The 15585-nt window shown below is 68.7% G+C and carries 15 protein-coding genes; 9 read left to right on the top strand and 6 right to left on the bottom strand.

Features of this window, described 5'->3' with window-relative positions:
- Window positions 1–24 precede the first annotated feature (24 nt).
- Window positions 25–741 (bottom strand): HAD-IA family hydrolase, encoded by a 717-nt coding sequence (locus tag ABDZ95_RS10855; RefSeq protein ID WP_343793583.1) that lies wholly within the window; start codon window positions 739–741, stop codon window positions 25–27.
- Window positions 742–805: 64 nt separating this feature from the next.
- On the opposite strand from ABDZ95_RS10855, the gene glmU reads away from it, so the two are divergent.
- The 6 genes from glmU (at window position 806) to ABDZ95_RS10825 (ending at window position 7379) form a co-directional block, all read left to right on the top strand.
- Window positions 806–2155: a bifunctional UDP-N-acetylglucosamine diphosphorylase/glucosamine-1-phosphate N-acetyltransferase GlmU gene (gene glmU, locus ABDZ95_RS10850; protein WP_343793581.1), complete on the top strand. Its 1350-nt coding sequence runs from the start codon at window positions 806–808 to the stop codon at window positions 2153–2155.
- Window positions 2152–2838: a ribose-5-phosphate isomerase RpiA gene (rpiA, locus tag ABDZ95_RS10845; protein ID WP_343793579.1), complete on the top strand. Its 687-nt coding sequence runs from the start codon at window positions 2152–2154 to the stop codon at window positions 2836–2838. Before glmU ends, rpiA begins: the two co-directional genes overlap by 4 nt.
- Before the next feature lie 122 nt (window positions 2839–2960).
- Window positions 2961–4355, top strand: a complete 1395-nt coding sequence (gor, locus tag ABDZ95_RS10840) for a glutathione-disulfide reductase (protein ID WP_343793577.1) — start codon at window positions 2961–2963, stop codon at window positions 4353–4355.
- Window positions 4356–4423: 68 nt separating this feature from the next.
- The gene (locus tag ABDZ95_RS10835) at window positions 4424–5797 is read left to right on the top strand and encodes a class II 3-deoxy-7-phosphoheptulonate synthase (RefSeq protein ID WP_343793575.1); all 1374 of its coding nucleotides are present in this window, start codon (window positions 4424–4426) and stop codon (window positions 5795–5797) included.
- Window positions 5797–6378 (top strand): prephenate dehydratase domain-containing protein, encoded by a 582-nt coding sequence (locus ABDZ95_RS10830; RefSeq protein ID WP_343793573.1) that lies wholly within the window; start codon window positions 5797–5799, stop codon window positions 6376–6378. The genes ABDZ95_RS10835 and ABDZ95_RS10830 overlap by 1 nt, the downstream gene beginning before the upstream one ends.
- 227 nt (window positions 6379–6605) lie before the next feature.
- Window positions 6606–7379, top strand: coding sequence for a chorismate mutase (locus ABDZ95_RS10825; protein ID WP_343793571.1), 774 nt, complete (start codon window positions 6606–6608; stop codon window positions 7377–7379).
- On the opposite strand, the gene ABDZ95_RS10820 is transcribed toward ABDZ95_RS10825, so the two are convergent.
- Both ABDZ95_RS10820 and panC read right to left on the bottom strand, forming a co-directional pair.
- The gene (locus ABDZ95_RS10820; protein WP_343793569.1) at window positions 7376–8116 is read right to left on the bottom strand and encodes a hypothetical protein; all 741 of its coding nucleotides are present in this window, start codon (window positions 8114–8116) and stop codon (window positions 7376–7378) included. The genes ABDZ95_RS10825 and ABDZ95_RS10820 overlap by 4 nt on opposite strands.
- A gap of 41 nt (window positions 8117–8157) precedes the next feature.
- Window positions 8158–9009, bottom strand: coding sequence for a pantoate--beta-alanine ligase (gene panC, locus ABDZ95_RS10815; protein WP_343793567.1), 852 nt, complete (start codon window positions 9007–9009; stop codon window positions 8158–8160).
- A 75-nt stretch (window positions 9010–9084) separates the two neighbouring features.
- Here panC and ABDZ95_RS10810 point away from each other — a divergent pair, with 75 nt between their 5' ends.
- From ABDZ95_RS10810 to ABDZ95_RS10800, 3 genes are all read left to right on the top strand, one after another.
- Window positions 9085–9744 carry an SPOR domain-containing protein gene (locus ABDZ95_RS10810; RefSeq protein WP_343793565.1) on the top strand — a complete coding sequence of 220 codons (660 nt, stop codon included), beginning with the start codon at window positions 9085–9087 and terminating at the stop codon, window positions 9742–9744.
- 117 nt (window positions 9745–9861) lie between these two features.
- A complete protein-coding gene (locus ABDZ95_RS10805) occupies window positions 9862–10701 on the top strand; it encodes a division plane positioning ATPase MipZ (protein ID WP_343793563.1) in 840 nt (279 codons plus the stop codon).
- Between the two features lie 4 nt (window positions 10702–10705).
- Window positions 10706–11131, top strand: coding sequence for a J domain-containing protein (locus ABDZ95_RS10800; protein WP_343793561.1), 426 nt, complete (start codon window positions 10706–10708; stop codon window positions 11129–11131).
- Window positions 11132–11135: 4 nt separating this feature from the next.
- On the opposite strand, the gene topA is transcribed toward ABDZ95_RS10800, so the two are convergent.
- The 3 genes from topA to plsY form a co-directional block, all read right to left on the bottom strand.
- Window positions 11136–13760 (bottom strand): type I DNA topoisomerase, encoded by a 2625-nt coding sequence (gene topA, locus ABDZ95_RS10795; RefSeq protein WP_343793559.1) that lies wholly within the window; start codon window positions 13758–13760, stop codon window positions 11136–11138.
- Window positions 13761–13839: 79 nt separating this feature from the next.
- Window positions 13840–14919, bottom strand: coding sequence for a DNA-processing protein DprA (gene dprA, locus ABDZ95_RS10790; RefSeq protein WP_343793557.1), 1080 nt, complete (start codon window positions 14917–14919; stop codon window positions 13840–13842).
- A complete protein-coding gene (plsY, locus tag ABDZ95_RS10785) occupies window positions 14916–15569 on the bottom strand; it encodes a glycerol-3-phosphate 1-O-acyltransferase PlsY (protein ID WP_343793555.1) in 654 nt (217 codons plus the stop codon). The genes dprA and plsY overlap by 4 nt, the downstream gene beginning before the upstream one ends.
- Between the last annotated feature and the right edge of the window lie 16 nt (window positions 15570–15585).

The raw sequence follows: 15585 nt of genomic DNA, 5'->3' as shown, positions 1-15585 counted from the left end.
CAATCGCAACGGCTGCGACTGCAATCAGGCGTCGGCGAGCGCCTTTTGCACGTAGAAGTCGACGACCAGCCCGTCGATCGCCTCCTCGACGTCCTCGAAGGCGTCGATCAGCACGTCGCCGCCCAGATCTTCCGGTGCAATCGGGCTGTAGCCGAAGGTGGCGACGATGCAGGGCATGCCGGCGTCCTGCGCTGCGCCGGTGTCCGGAGAGGCGTCGCCGACCATGATGGCCCGCGCCGGATCGCCGCCCACCAGCTTCACCGCCTCGATCAGGTGCGCGCCCGACGGCTTGCGGGCGCTGACGCGATCCGGCCCGACGATGGCGGCGAAATGCCGGGTCAGGTCCAGCTTGCCCAGCAGCAGTTCCGACAGGTCGCTGCGCTTGTTGGTGGCGACGCAGAGGATCGCCCCGCGCGCGGACAGCCGCTCCAGCGTCTCGACAACGCCGTCGAAAGGGCGGGAGTGATCGTCGATATGCTCGACGTAGTCGGCGATGAAATCCTCGAACAGGGCAGGGGCATGGGCCTCGTCCCAGCTGGCGCCCGCGCGCTCGAACCCGTGCTGCAGCAAGGCCCGCGCACCGCCGCCGATCAGGGAGGCCGCGCTCTCCATCGGCGTCTCCGGCAGGCCATGCTTCACCAGCATCCGGTTCAGCGTGCCGACCAGGTCCTGATGGGTCTCCACCAGCGTGCCGTCCAGGTCGAAGGCGATGGTCCAGCCTTCCAGGTCGCGATCGATCACCGGTGTCTCCCGTCCGCCGCCCCGATGGGCTAGACACGCGCGTCACTAGCCGCCGGGACGATTCATGACCAGCCAAGCCAGAGCCGCCATCATCCTCGCCGCGGGGCAGGGCACGCGGATGAAGTCGCCGCTGCCCAAGGTGCTGCACCCGGTCGGTGGGCGCGCCATGCTGGATCACGCCATTGACGCCGCAGAGGCGCTGGGCTGCGAGCGGGTCATCGTCGTGGTGGGCAATCACTCGCCAGAAGTCCGCGCCCACGTCGTCAAGCGACTGGGCGAAGGCGCCATTGCGGTGCAGGACCCGCCGATGGGCACCGGCCACGCCGTGCTGTGCGCGAAGGACGCTATGGCCGGCTTCGAGGGGCAGGTGGTCATCACCTACGGCGACGTGCCCCTGCTGAAGGCCTCGGACATCGCGCCTGTATTCGGCGGCGGCGAGGGCGTGACGGTCGTCGGTTTCGAGGCCCGCGATCCGTCGGGCTACGGCCGGCTGCTGATCGACGCCGACGGCGGCCTTGAGGCCATCGTCGAGCACAAGGAGGCCTCGCCGGATCAGCTGAAGGTCACCGCCTGCAATTCCGGCGTCATGGCGGCGCCGTCGGGCCTGCTGTTCGAACTGCTGGCCGAGGTGAAGAACGACAACGCCAAGGGCGAATACTATCTGACCGACGTGGTGGCCCTGGCCCGCGGCCGCGGCGCGCCGTCCAGCGTGGTCTTCGCCGACGAGGACGCCGTGATGGGCGTCAACGCGCAGGGCGAACTGGCCGTCGCCGAGGCCCTGTTCCAGAAGGTCCAGCGCGAGACCTTCCTCGCCAATGGCGTGACCATGCCGGCGCCCGAGACCGTCCACTTCTCGTGGGATACCGAGATCGGCGGCGGCGCGACGGTCGAGCCCTTCGTCGTCTTCGGCAAGGGCGCGAGGATCGCCGGCGGCGCACGCATCCGCAGCTTCAGCCACATCGAGGGCGCCACGGTCGCCGCCGGCGCCGAGGTCGGCCCCTACGCCCGCCTGCGCCCGGGCGCCGAACTGGCCGAGGATGTGAAGATCGGCAACTTCGTCGAGGTCAAGAACGTGAAGATGGCCAAGGGCGCCAAGGCCAACCATCTGGCCTATCTCGGCGACGGGACGGTGGGGGCGAAGGCCAACATCGGCGCGGGTACGATATTCTGCAATTACGATGGTTTCTTCAAACATCATACGACGGTAGGCGAGGGCGCCTTCGTCGGTTCGAACAGCTCGCTGGTCGCCCCGGTGACCATCGGCGAGGGCGCCATGGTCGGCTCGGGCTCGGTGATCACCAGCGACGTCGGCCCCGGCGATCTGGCGCTGGGCCGGGCGGGACAACAGAGCAAGCCGGGCTGGGCCGCCCGGTTCATGGACGCGATGCGCGCGAAGAAGGCGAAGTCGAAATGAGTGCGGACGATCAGAAACGCCGGGCCGGCGAAGCGGCGGCCGAACGCGTCGAGGCCGGGATGGTGGTCGGTCTGGGCACCGGCTCCACCGCCGCCTGGTTCGTGAAGGCGCTGGCTGCCCGCAAGCTGGAGGGCCTGCGTTGCGTGCCGACGTCCGAGGCGACCGCCGAGCTGGCGCGCGAGCTGGGTCTGACCCTGTCGACGCTGGAGGACACGCCGCGCATCGATCTCACCGTCGACGGCGCCGACGAGATCGGCCCGGGTCTGGCCCTGATCAAGGGCGGCGGGGCGGCCCTGCTGCGTGAGAAGCTGGTGTGGGAGGCCTCCAGTCGCTGCATCTGCATCGCGGACGCGGCCAAGGTCGTGACGGTCCTCGGCAAGTTCGCCCTGCCGATCGAGGTGGTCGCCTTCGGCCACAAGACGACCGGCAACCGGATCGCCGATGTGCTGGCAGACCACGACATCGCCATGCCGGCCCGTGTGCGTCAGGCCGAGCGCGGCGTCGTCCGCACCGACGGCGGCAACCTGATCTACGACGCGGCCTGCGGCGCGATCCACGATCCGGCCCGCCTCGCCGACGATCTGAAGCTGATCACCGGCGTGGTCGAGCACGGCCTGTTCCTCGACCTCGCCGACGAAGCGATCATCGGCACGGACGACGGCGTCGAGGTGCTGACGCCGTAACCACCGTCGGCGGGCTTGCCCCTCCTTATGACGGCGCCTAAGTCCGGGGCCTGCACGCCCCGTCGAGGGTGCATGATCTGCACGAAGTGTACGAAGTGCACGGCAACTTTTCGGGACCGCTCATGGCTGACCACGACTACGACCTCTTCGTCATCGGCGCCGGTTCGGGCGGGGTGCGCGCGGCGCGGCTGACGGCGCTGGGCGGCAAGCGGGTCGCCATCGCCGAGGAGTTCCGGGTCGGCGGCACCTGCGTGATCCGTGGCTGCGTGCCCAAGAAATTCATGGTCATGGCCTCGGACTTCGCCCACCAGTTCGAGACCGCCGAGGGCTATGGCTGGACCATCGACGCCAGCTTCGACTGGCCGAAATTCATCCAAGCCAAGGACGTCGAGATCGCACGACTGTCGGGCATCTACGCCGCCAACCTCGGCAAGGCCGGCGTCGATATGGTCCATGGCCGGGCGGTTCTGAAGAACCGCAACACCGTCCAGATCCTGAACAAGGAAGGCGCGGTCGATCGCGAGATCACCGCCGACAAGATCCTGATCGCCACGGGCGGCCGCCCGTGGATGCCGGAGCAACTGCCGGGCATCGAGCACGCCATCACCTCGGAAGAGGCCTTCCACCTGCCGGAACTGCCGAAGCGCATTCTGATCGCGGGCGGCGGCTACATCGCGGTTGAGTTCGCCGGTATCTTCGCTGGACTCGGCGTCGAGACCACCCTGATCTATCGCGGCCCGAACATCCTGCGCGGTTTCGACGACGACGTGCGCGCCCACCTCGCTGGCGAAATCGAGAAGCGCGGCATCAAGGTCATCCTCGGCTGCCAGCATTCCGCGATCGAGAAGACGGACAGCGGTCTGGTCAACGTGCTGGAGAACGGCATGAAGATCGAGACCGACGTCGTCATGTTCGCCACCGGTCGGGCGCCGTATGTGAAGGGTTTGAACCTCGACAAGGCCGGCGTTGAGATGACCGAGGACGGCGCGATCAAGGTCGACGAGCTGTCGAAGACCACCGCCGACAACATCTGGGCCATCGGCGACGTGACCGACCGGATGAACCTGACGCCGGTCGCCATCCGCGAGGGCGTGGCCTTCCACGAGACGGTCTTCCGCGACAACCCGCAGGCCTTCGACTACGAGGCCGTCGCCACCGCCGTGTTCAGCCAGCCGCCGGTCGGCGTGGTCGGCCTGACCGAGAGCGAGGCGCGTCACTCCTGTCCGGGCGAGGTCGACGTCTATGTCACCCGCTTCCGGCCGATGAAGTACGCCTTCACCGGCTCCGACGAGCGGGTGCTGATGAAGCTGGTCGTCGACGCTACCAGCCAGAAGGTGGTCGGCGTCCACATCGTCGGCCCCGAGGCGCCGGAGATGATCCAGCTGGCCGCCATCGCCGTGAAGGCGGGCCTGACCAAGGCCCAGTGGGACGCCACTTGCGCCGTCCACCCGACGATGGCCGAGGAGCTGGTCACCCTGCGCGAGAAGCAGCAGCCGGGACACATGTCGGCGGGCTGATGGAAAGCGCGACAAGATCGCGTCATCGCTTCATTGTCCCGGAACCTCCACAGGCCTATCTTGGCGGCATGAGTACCCGCTGGACCCCCGAGAGCTGGAGATCGAAACCCGTCGTGCAGATGCCGACGGATTATCCGGACATGGCCGCCCTTCATCGCGTGGAGGATGAGCTTCGCGCCATGCCGCCGCTCGTCTTCGCCGGGGAGTCGCGTCGCCTGACGTCGCGCCTGGCGCAGGTCGAGGCCGGCGAGGCCTTCCTGCTTCAGGGCGGCGACTGCGCCGAGAGCTTCAAGGAGTTCTCGACCGACAACATCCGCGACACCTTCCGCCTGATCCTGCAGATGGCGGTGGTCCTGACCTTCGCCGGCCGCAAGCCGGTGGTGAAGGTCGGCCGCATCGCCGGCCAGTTCGCCAAGCCGCGCTCCTCGGGCGTTGAGACGATCGACGGTGTCGAGCTGCCCAGCTACCGCGGCGACATCATCAACGGCATGGCCTTCACGCCGGAAGAGCGGGTTCCGGATCCGCAGCGTCTGCTCAAGGCCTACAACCAGTCGGCCTCGACGCTGAACCTGCTGCGCGCCTTCGCCGGCGGGGGCTATGCCGACCTGTACAACATCCATCGCTGGACGATGGGCTTCGCGGGCGACACAGCCTACGGCGCCAAATATCGCGAACTGGCGGACAAGATCACCGAGGCGCTGGCCTTCATGGAGGCCGTTGGCGTCACGCCCGAGAGCCATCCGGACCTGAGCCGCGTCGAGGTCTTCACCAGCCACGAAGCCCTGCTGCTGAACCTCGAGAGCGCCCTGACGCGTCTCGACGGCGGCACCGGCGAATGGTTCGACACCTCGGCCCACATGCTCTGGATCGGCGAGCGTACCCGCCAGCTGGACGGCGCCCACGTCGAGTTCATGAAGGGGATCAAGAACCCCATCGGCGTGAAGTGCGGCCCGACCATGGAGCCGGACGACCTGCTGCCGCTGATCGACGCGCTGAACCCGGACAACACGCCGGGTCGCCTGACGCTGATCGGCCGCTTCGGTTCGGACAAGGTGGGCGACCGCCTGCCGCGCCTGATGAAGGCGGCCAAGGATGCCGGCAAGCGCGTGATCTGGTCGATCGACCCGATGCACGGCAACACACTGAAGGCCGGTAACGGCTACAAGACCCGCCCGTTCGAGCGGATCCTGAGCGAGGTCCGCACCTTCATCGACGTGGCAGAGGCCGAGGGCGTCCACCCTGGCGGCGTGCATCTGGAGATGACCGGCCAGAACGTCACCGAATGTCTCGGCGGCGCGCAGGCGCTGACCGAGGACGACCTGTCCAGCCGCTACCACACCCACTGCGACCCGCGCCTCAACGCCGATCAGGCGCTGGAGCTGGCCTTCCTCGTCGCCGAGCGTCTGAAGTCGGGGCGGCAGTCCCGCTCCGAGGCCGCCTGATGAACGGCGTCGGGCGGCCCGAGGGGCAGGCGGCCGGCGGTCGCTGCGCCTATCAGGGCGCGCCCGGAGCTTTCAGCCACGAGGCCTGCCTCGACCTGCGCCCGTGGGACGAGCCGGTCGCCTATGAGACCTTCGACGCGGCGCTGGCGGCCCTGTTCGCCGGCGAGGTGCACTGCGCCCTGATCCCGGTCGAGAACTCGACCATCGGCCGGGTCGAACCGGCCGCGACGCTCGTCGAGCAGTCCGGACTGGTGCAGGTCTCCGACGTCTGGCGACCAATCCGTCTGGCCCTCATGGCCCCGCACGGCGCCAGCCTGCGGTCGGTGAAAACGGCGGAGAGCCATCCCATCGCGCTGCGCCAATGTCCGGCATCGCTTGCGTCGTTGGGCATCGAGGCGGTCGAGGCGTTCGATACCGCAGGCGCCGCCCGCGCCGTGGCGGAAGCTGGCGATCCGGCCCGCGCCGCCGTGGCTCCGGCCCGGGCGGCCGAGGTCTATGACCTGTCGATCCTGCGCAACGATCTTCAGGATTCCAGCGATAACCGCACGCGTTTCGTCCTCCTTAGCCGTCCCGAGGGTTGACGGCGCACGATCCTTGCCGCCATTGAGGCGCATGGTCCGCTCGCAAGCCATCGCTGCGACTTTCACCGCCCGCCTCGCCGCGGCCGCGGACCTGTATTTCTACGGCTTTCGATACGCCGGCTGAGGCGTCAGGCAACGCGTCCTGACCGCCTCGCCGGCGACCGCCCTGCGACGGGGCGGCGGCTCGCAAACGCCTCATGCCGTACTGAAATCGAAAGCTTCTCCCCGTGTCCCAATCCGCTTCCCTGCAACAGGTCTGGCCGTCGACGATGACCAACCCCGCCGACCTGTCTCCCGAACACATGGCCCTGGCCGCCCTCCGTCACGAGATCGATCTGCTCGACGACGAGATCCTGGCCCTGTTCCAGCGCCGCCTCTCCATCGCTGCCCGCGTCGGCAAGGCCAAGGACGCTCCGGCGGGCCCGCACGTCAAACTGCGTCCCGACCGCGAGAAGGCGGTCCTCGAACGCCTGCTCAAGCAGGCGGCCGCGGAAAACCACGAGGCGGTCGAGTCGCTCTGGCGGCAGATCGTCGGCTGGGGTCTGGCCCGTCAGGGGCGGATGCAGGTGCAGGTCTGGTCGCCGATCGAACCCACCCGCGCTTTCGATGGCGCCCGTCTGCGCTTCGGCGACGCCGCCGAGATGCGCGCCGTCCGCGATCCTCAAGCGGCGCTCAAATGGGCCGCCGAGGGCCACGGCGTGGCTGTGCTGGCCATCAACACCGAGGACGCCTGGTGGACGGGCCTTCGCCGCGAATGGACCGGCCTCAGCGTCTTCGACGGCTTCGGCGGCGATATCCCGACGGCCTTGGCCGTCGGCAAGATCGATCCGGCGGCCCTGCCGGGCGGCCGCCGTGTGCTGGTCGATGTCGGCGGCGACGCCGGCGACGGCTCGGGCATCCGCCGTCGCGGTCTGGCCACCCACCACGGCTGGACCCTGTCCCTGACCGACGCCCCGCTGAATGTCGGCGGCATCGAGGGCTGCGTCGGCTCGATCGGCTAGAACGGCGGCGGCGGCGTCCAGTCCATCCTGATGGACGGATCTCCCTCCGCCGGCCGGTGAATGCGGATGCGCCAGTGCAGCTGATCCCGGCGTCCCGGATTGAGCTCCAAGTACCAGTTTCCGCCGTGCATCGAGATGCTGCTCGCCTGATGGAGCGGCAGGGCGGCCAGAACCGCCCTGTCTCCGGCTGCGCATGGATCCGGTTGGAACCCTGTACAGGCTAGCGACACGGCCAGATCTTCACCGCCCGCTGCCCGCATCTTCAGGTTGGCGAACCAGCGGAGGAGCTCCAGTGACCGGGCGGCCTGTGCAGGGTTGGTCCGCATCATCCGCCAGCCCGGCTCGCCGTGGCACCCGGGAGCGAGGGCCAGTTCGAGGCTGGACGAGACCGTCTCGCCAGTGAGGTTCCGGTCGCCGGCCGGTTTCAGCGTGACTGTGTAACCCGTCCGCCGGCAGGCATCGGCTTCGACGGGAGTGGCGTCGCCATGAAACACGACCATCCGCGGCGGGAGGCCATCCGTGTTCTCGCCGATCTGGTGCGATGTCACCGCGCCCGCCACGGAGACCGGGAGCAGTCTGGCGGCCAGCTCCTGGGTGGACGCCGACCGGAGCTGGCTTTCGGTGACGGTCTCGCCAGTTGGCCTGAGCCACGTCTGGACCCATCGCCTCTCGTCGTCAGGAACCCATGTCGGCGGTTGCTGCTCGACTTGAAAGGCGAAGATCAGGCTCAGCAACATGGGTCTCTCCCGGATCGCCGGACCAAGCGTCAATGGTGCGCTCAGACCGCCATATTGTCGATCAGACGCGTCCGCCCGATCTTCGCAGCAGCGAGGATGCGGGCGGGGGCGTCGATGGCGCCCTCGAACGGCGACAGGTCGTCTGCCTTTCGGATGGCGACATAGTCGATGCCGTCGAACCCCGCAGCGATCAGCGCCTCCGACGCCCACGCCTCGGCCGCCACCACGCCGTCGGACGCCCTCACTCCAGCCTCGGCGAGAATGCCGTTCAGGCGCCGCGCCGTCTCCAGTTCGACGGGCGAGAGGTAGGCGTTGCGGCTGGACAGGGCGAGGCCGTGTCCGTCGCGCTCTGTCGGCGATCCGACCACCTCGACAGGGATGTCCAGATCGCGGACCAACCGGCGGATCACCATCAACTGCTGCCAGTCCTTCTCGCCGAACACGGCCAGATCTGGCCGGACCTGGTTGAACAGCTTGCTGACGACCAGAGCCACGCCGCCGAACATCTGCGGCCGGAACGCGCCCTCCAGCCCTTCGGCCGGGCCGCCGACGCTGATCGTGGTCGTCGCGCCGGCCGGATACATCTCCTCGACCGACGGCGCGTAGAGCAGATGGCAGCGGGCGCCGGCCAAGAGCGCCGCGTCCTGCGCCTCCTGCCGCGGGTAGGTTCCCAGATCCTCGTGAGCGGCGAACTGGGTCGGGTTCACGAAGACACTGGCGACGACCTTGTCGGCGCGACGCACGGCCTCGCGCACCAGCGTCAGGTGGCCTTCGTGCAACGCTCCCATGGTCGGAACGAAGCCGACGGTGAACCCTTGTCGACGCCAGTCGCTTACATGGGCGCGAAGGTCCGCGATGGTGCGGGCGACGGGCAGGGGAGTGGTGTCGGTCATGGTGAACGGAAGGGCCTCTCGCGTTAAGCCTGATCGTGAACCGTACGGCAAAAACTGCCGTGTAGGATCTGGCTTATGACGCCGAGCCTCCTGATCCGTCCAGTGTTGGCCCTATCCCTGACCCTCGGTCTGGGCGCTTGCGGCATGGTCGAGAGCGACCCCAATCGTTTCGAGAACTGGGCCCGCGATGTGGCCGCCATCCCGCTTGACGGGCAGGCTGCCAAGCCTGCGGTCCTGACGCCGGCTGTTGCGCCGGTCCAGACCGCCGCTCAGGAAGGTCTTCGTCCGGCGCTGCGCGTCGAGGTGATGACGCCGCACGATCTGTGGGACGCCCGTGACGGCGTGGTGCAGCAGGCCTCGGCCCGCGTGGCGGAGGCCGCCGCTCCGGTCGTCGTCGACGCTGTGGTGCGCGAGGCTTCGGAGCGGATCGAGCAGGCAACACCGCGCCTGCGCCCGGCCATCAGCCGGCATCAGACCTCGCCCCGTCCGGCCGCCGCGCGCGGTCTGGTTCAACTGGGCGCCTATTCCAGCCGAGAGGCCGCGCAGGCTGCCTGGGCGCGCCTGAAGGCCGGCGGCGCCGCATGGGCTCTGGACGGCCTGTCGCCGACCTATGAGGCCGTGCAGGTCAACGGCCGCGATCTGGTCCGTCTGAAGGTGCAGGCGCCGGGCGCCGGAGCCGCTGCGCTCTGCGCCGCTGCGGGCGTCGACGATCCTTGGTGTCGTCGCACGGCCTGAGGTCGCTCAGTCCACAGTCCGCTGCGCTCTGATGCGTTGACGGACGCCCCGGGTACCGCGACTCTGCGGTTAAGGATCGCGCGTTCGAGTCGGCGATCGCACAAGGACTGAACACCCATGGCTGACCCCACGGTCATCGTCGTCGGCAACGAAAAGGGCGGAGCGGGCAAGTCCACGCTCGCCATCCACATCGTCACCGGCCTGCTGCACGCCGGCAAGCGCGTGGCGATCATCGATCTGGACCTGCGCCAGCGGTCGCTGGCCCGCTTCTTCGCCAATCGCCAGACCTGGACCGCCGCCAACGGCCACACCCTGCCCATGCCGGTCGAGCCGGATCTGGGCGACGGCAAGGCGCTGGCCAAGGCGGACGAGGCTGAACAGCTGGCCCGCTTCGAGGCCGCCTTCGCCGAAGCGCGCGGAATGGCTGACGTCATCCTGATCGACACGCCCGGCGGCGACACCGTCCTGTCGCGCGCCGCGCATGGCTTGGCCGACCAGATAGTCACCCCGATGAATGACAGCTTCGTCGACTTTGATCTGCTGGGCACGGTCGATCCGGTGACGCTGGAGCTGCAGAAGCCGTCGATCTATTCCGAGAGCGTATGGGAGGCCCGCAAGCAGCGCGCCATCAGTCAGGGGCGGCATGCCCAGATCGACTGGGTCGTGGTCACCAACCGCCTCGCCGTGGCCGCCGCCCGTAACCGCCAGCGTCTGGAAGAGCGGATGGAGAAGCTGGCCAAGCGCGTCGGCTTCCGCATGGGGCCGGGTCTGCGCGACCGGGTCATCTATCGCGAGCTGTTCCCGTTCGGTCTGACGGTCGCTGACCTGTCGAATGATATTCGCCCGGTGTCGGTCTCGCTCGCCCACGTCTCGGCCCGGCAGGAGTTGCGCGGCCTGATGTTGTCGCTGGGTCTGGACGGCGGGAAGCTGGACGCGCCGCTCGACGCCGCGGCCTGAGGCCGTGTCGCCGCTCTGGCTGGTGCTGGCGGCGATCGCCGTCTGGGGTCTGATCCGCCTTGGCCGCTCCAGCGAGGGTGGTCGCAAGGGGCGGGGACAGTGGCGCGTAGCCGCCACCCTGTTCAGCTCGGTTCTGATGGCCGGAGCCGCGTTGGCGGCCTTTCGTGGAGCCTGGTTGCCGGCCGCAGGTCTGGCTGGCGCGGGTCTGTGGATGACGATCGCCTCGAGACAGCGAGTACTCGCTCCGCGCGCCGAGGGCATGACGGACAGCGAGGCCCGGTCTCTGCTGGGGGTGTCGTCCGCCGCGACGAAGGCCGAGATCAATGCCGCCTGGAAGCGGTTGATGGCCCGTGCGCACCCGGACCAGGGCGGCACCGAAGGGCTCGCCGCGCGGCTGAACGCCGCGCGGGATCACCTTCTGAAGCGCTAGAGGATCACTCCTCGGCCTTGGCGACCTTCTTCTTCGCCGGAGCCTTCTTCGCGGCCGGCTTCTTCGCAGCCGTTTTCTTCGGAGCCGCGGCCTTCTTCGCCGGCGCCTTCTTCTTGGAGGCCGGAGCCTTGGCGGCGCGTTCGGCCAGCAGGGGAAGAGCCGCTTCCAGCGTCATGTCCTCCGGCGCCGTGCCCTTGGGCAGGGTGGCGTTGACCTTGCCCCACTTCACATAGGGGCCGAAGCGGCCGGCCATGACCTGGACGGGGGCCTCGTCCTCGGGGTGGTTGCCCAGTTCCTTGAGCGGCGCGGCCGCCGATCCGCGGCCGGCGCGACCCGCCCGCTTCTCGGCCAGCAGGGCCACGGCGCGGTTCAGGCCGACTTCGAAAACCTCTTCGATGTCAGAGATATTGGCATAGGTCCCTGCGTGTTGCACGAAGGGGCCGTAGCGGCCGAGGCCGGCCGTGATCATCTTGCCGTCCTCGGGGTGCGCCCCAACCTCGCGCGGCAGGGCCAGCAGGCGCAGGGCCTGTTCCAGCTCCAGCGACGCCGGCGACCAGCCCTTGGGCAGGGATGACCGTTTTGGCTTCTCCTCGCCCGGAGGCGTGGTTTCGACATAGGGACCGAAGCGGCCGATTTTCAGGTGCACCGGCTGGCCGGTGACCGGATCCGGACCCAGTTCGCGATCGCCGCCGTCCGCGCCGCCGTCCTTGGCGTCGGGCGAGGCGACCGGGCGGGTGTATTTGCACTCCGGATAACGCGAGCAGCCGATGAAGGCGCCGAAACGGCTGGTCTTCAGGCTCAGCTGGCCCTGATGGCACAGCGGGCACTCGCGCGGGTCGGATCCATCTTCCTTCTGCGGGAAGATGTGCGGTCCCAGCGACTCGTTCAGAGCGTCCAGAATGGCCGTGGTGCGCAGTTCACCGGCGGCCGAGGTCGCGGCGTGGAAGTCGGTCCAGAAGTCGCGCAGAAGCACCTTCCAGTTCAGGTCGCCGGCCGACACCTCGTCCAGCCGGGTCTCCAGCGCGGCGGTGAAGTCGTACTCGACCCATTTGCGGAAGAACTGCTCGAGGAAGGCGGTGACCAGACGGCCCTTGTCCTCGGGATAGAAGCGGTTCTTGTCGACGCGGACATATTCGCGGTCGCGCAGGGTCGTCAGGATCGAGGCGTAGGTCGACGGACGGCCGATGCCCAGCTCTTCCAGCTTCTTGACCAGGGTCGCTTCCGAGAAGCGCGGGGGCGGCTCGGTGAAGTGCTGTTCGGTGCGGATCGCCTCGACCTTGGCCTTGGCGCCTTCCTTCAGCGCGGGCAGGCGGGTGGTGTCGTCCTCGTCATCCTCGCCGGTCTTCTGCTTCTCGTCGCGACCTTCCTCATAGACGGCCATGAAGCCGTCGAAGGTCACGACCTGGCCGGTGGCGCGCAGGGCGGTCTGGCCGGTCGGCTCCTCGATCTCGACCGTCGTGCGGTCCAGACGCGCGGACTCCATCTGGCTGGCGATCGTGCGCTTCCAGATCAGTTCATAGAGGCGCTGCAGGTCGCTTTCGAGACGCAGGGTCTCGGGCGCGCGAGCCACGTTGGTCGGACGAATGGCTTCGTGCGCTTCCTGAGCGTTCTTGGCCTTTGTCTTGTAAAACTTGGGTTGTTCCGGAACGTAGGCCGGGCCGAAGCGCTGGCCGATCACCTCACGCGCCTGGGCGATGCCCTCGGGGCTGACGTACAGGCCATCGGTCCGCATATAGGTGATCAGGCCGCCCTGATCATCGACGCCTTCATACAGCTTCTGCGCCGCCTGCATGGTGCGCTGGGCGGTGAAGCCGAGCTTGCGCGAGGCTTCCTGCTGCAGGGTCGAGGTCATGAAGGGCGGGCTGGGCGAGCGCTTGACCGGCTTCTTCTCGACCGAGTTGATCGTGAAGGTCCCGGCGTTGATGGCGTCGCGCGCGGCGCTGGCCATGGCTTCCGAGACGATGTCGAGACGCTGGACCCGCTTGCCGGCGTGCTTGACCAGACGGGCGACGAAGGGCGGACTGTCGGCGGCCAGATCGGCCTCGACGGACCAGTATTCCTGCGCCTTGAACTTCTCGATCTCCATCTCGCGATCGACGACGATGCGCAGGGCAACCGACTGCACGCGACCAGCCGAGCGCGCGCCCGGCAGTTTGCGCCACAGTACGGGAGACAGGGTGAAGCCCACCAGATAGTCGAGCGCGCGGCGGGCGAGGTAGGCCTCGACCAGCTCCATGTCGATGTCACGCGGCGCGGCCATGGCTTCGAGTACGGCCGACTTGGTGATGGCGTTGAAGGTGACGCGCTGGACGGTCGCGTCCTTCACGGCCTTCTTCTTCGTCAGGATCTCGAGCACGTGCCAGCTGATGGCCTCACCCTCGCGATCCGGGTCGGTCGCGAGAATGATGCGGTCGGACTTCTTCGCGATCTCGGCAATCTCGCTCAGGCGCTTGGACGCCTTGGCGTCGACCTCCCAGGACATGGCGAAGTCCTCGTCCGGCAGGACCGAGCCGTCCTTCGACGGCAGGTCGCGGACGTGGCCGTACGACGCCAGGACCGTGTAGTCCGGGCCGAGGTACTTGTTGATGGTCTTGGCCTTTGCGGGGCTCTCGACAACGACGAGATTCATTCGGGAGGTGCGCCTTTCGAAGGGCCGGGAACGTGGTTGGCCGAAGCCTCGCTGTCAATCGGGAGTAGCGAAGACGGGATCAGACGGACGCCAATCCGCCGGAAAGAAGCGTCGCGCGACCCGCCAGACTGAGCTCCAGCAACGCCGCCGCGACCACGCCGATCGGCAGGTCGGCGGCCCGCGCCAGTTCGTCGCGCGGCGTTGGCACGGGCGAGAGCAGGGCGGCGATGCGCTCGACCGTGGCGTCATCCAGATCGGGCGGCGCACCGCTGAAGGGATTGTCAGCGGGCGGCTCGCGTACGGATCGGCTTCGCGAGAACTCCCGCTCCACGTCCTCGATGCCCTCGCACAGGATCGCGCCCTGCCGCAGGAGCTCGTTCGGGCCCTTTGACCGAGGGTCAAGCGGCGAGCCCGGCACGGCGAAGACGTCGCGGCCCTGCTCGGCGGCCAGGCGGGCGGTGATCAGGGAGCCGGAGCGTAGTTCGGCCTCGACCACGATCACGCCGCGCGAGAGGCCGGAGATGATGCGGTTGCGGCGGGGGAAGTCCTTCGCCTGCGCCCGCGCGCCGACCGGACTCTCCGAGACGATGCAGCCGCGCTCGACGATCTGGCGATACAGATCGGCGTTGTCGGACGGGTAGACGTCGTCCACTCCGCCGCCCAGCACGGCGACCGTGCCGGTCTCCAGCGCTCCGGCGTGGGCGGCGCCATCGACGCCGCGCGCCATGCCCGAGACGATGACATGCCCGGCCTCGCCGAGCTGCTGGGCCAGCCCGCGCGCTATGCGCTGACCGCCGGCCGAGGCGATGCGCGCGCCGACGATGCCGATGCACGGACGGGCCATCAGGGAGACCTCGCCCAGCGTCCAGAGCACCGGCGGCGGCGGATCGACGGCCGCCAGCATGTCCGGAAACTCGGGATCGCCCAGCACCAGCAGCCGCGCGCCGATGCGGTCACCGGACGCCAACTCGGCCTCGATGCGAGAGATATCGGGCAGGGCATGGCCCGCGCCGCCCTTGCGGATCAGGTCGGGCAGGGCGTCCAGCGCCCGCGTCGCCGTGCCGAAGCGGTCCAGAAGCTGGCGGAAGGTGACGGGGCCGACCTTGTCGGTGCGGGCCAGCCGCAGCCGGGCGAAACGCTCGGCTGCTTCCAGCGTCACGCCTTTTTCGCCCCGATCCGGGGCTCGGCGCCCTTGAGGATGCGGCCGATGTTCTCGCTATGCCGGGCCCAGATCAGCAGGGCGGTGAAGATCGACAGGCCGAGGATCGGACGCGGCGCCGGCAGGCTCATCGCGGCGACGGGCAGCAGGGCATAGACCGGCGTCAGGGCCGAGGCGGCCAGCGCCGACAGCGAGGAGATGCGGAAGACAGCCGCCATCAACAGCCAGGTCGCGGCCGCCACAAGGCCCAGCGGCCAGGCCGCCGCCAGCATCAGGCCGAAGAAGGTCGCGACGCCCTTGCCGCCCTTGAACTTCAGCCAGACGGGGAACAGGTGGCCTAGGAAGGCCGCGCCGCCGGCGATCGCGCCGGCCAGTTCGGCGGACGGGCTCACGCCGCCCATCATGTATTTGGCCAGCAGCAGCGCCGCCGCGCCCTTGCCGGCGTCGAGGATCAGGGTGGCGAAGGCCAGGTCCTTGCGGCCGGTGCGCAGCACATTGGTCGCGCCGATGTTGCCGGAGCCGATCTGGCGCACGTCGCCCGCGCCGCCCAGTCGGGTCAGGATCACGCCGAACGGAATGGAGCCCAGCAGGTAGCCGCCGACCGCAAAGGCCGCGAGCGTCCCGATAGCCGGTCCTGCCAGATCCTGCACGTTCGTCCCCTACAGC

The organism is Brevundimonas kwangchunensis, from assembly GCF_039523815.1.
In the GTDB taxonomy this organism is placed as follows: Bacteria; Pseudomonadota; Alphaproteobacteria; order Caulobacterales; family Caulobacteraceae; genus Brevundimonas; species Brevundimonas kwangchunensis.
This window is presented reverse-complemented; position numbering and strand designations above follow the sequence as displayed.

What these genes read in the sequence shown, in the direction of transcription:
- ABDZ95_RS10830 (WP_343793573.1), top strand. Translation starts at nt 5,797, where the DNA reads ATGAACGGCGTCGGGCGGCCCGAGGGGCAGGCGGCCGGCGGTCGCTGC.
- gor (WP_343793577.1), top strand. Translation starts at nt 2,961, where the DNA reads ATGGCTGACCACGACTACGACCTCTTCGTCATCGGCGCCGGTTCGGGC.
- ABDZ95_RS10805 (WP_343793563.1), top strand. Translation starts at nt 9,862, where the DNA reads ATGGCTGACCCCACGGTCATCGTCGTCGGCAACGAAAAGGGCGGAGCG.
- rpiA (WP_343793579.1), top strand. Translation starts at nt 2,152, where the DNA reads ATGAGTGCGGACGATCAGAAACGCCGGGCCGGCGAAGCGGCGGCCGAA.
- panC (WP_343793567.1), bottom strand. Translation starts at nt 9,009, where the DNA reads ATGACCGACACCACTCCCCTGCCCGTCGCCCGCACCATCGCGGACCTT.
- ABDZ95_RS10820 (WP_343793569.1), bottom strand. Translation starts at nt 8,116, where the DNA reads ATGTTGCTGAGCCTGATCTTCGCCTTTCAAGTCGAGCAGCAACCGCCG.
- topA (WP_343793559.1), bottom strand. Translation starts at nt 13,760, where the DNA reads ATGAATCTCGTCGTTGTCGAGAGCCCCGCAAAGGCCAAGACCATCAAC.
- ABDZ95_RS10810 (WP_343793565.1), top strand. Translation starts at nt 9,085, where the DNA reads ATGACGCCGAGCCTCCTGATCCGTCCAGTGTTGGCCCTATCCCTGACC.
- ABDZ95_RS10835 (WP_343793575.1), top strand. Translation starts at nt 4,424, where the DNA reads ATGAGTACCCGCTGGACCCCCGAGAGCTGGAGATCGAAACCCGTCGTG.
- glmU (WP_343793581.1), top strand. Translation starts at nt 806, where the DNA reads ATGACCAGCCAAGCCAGAGCCGCCATCATCCTCGCCGCGGGGCAGGGC.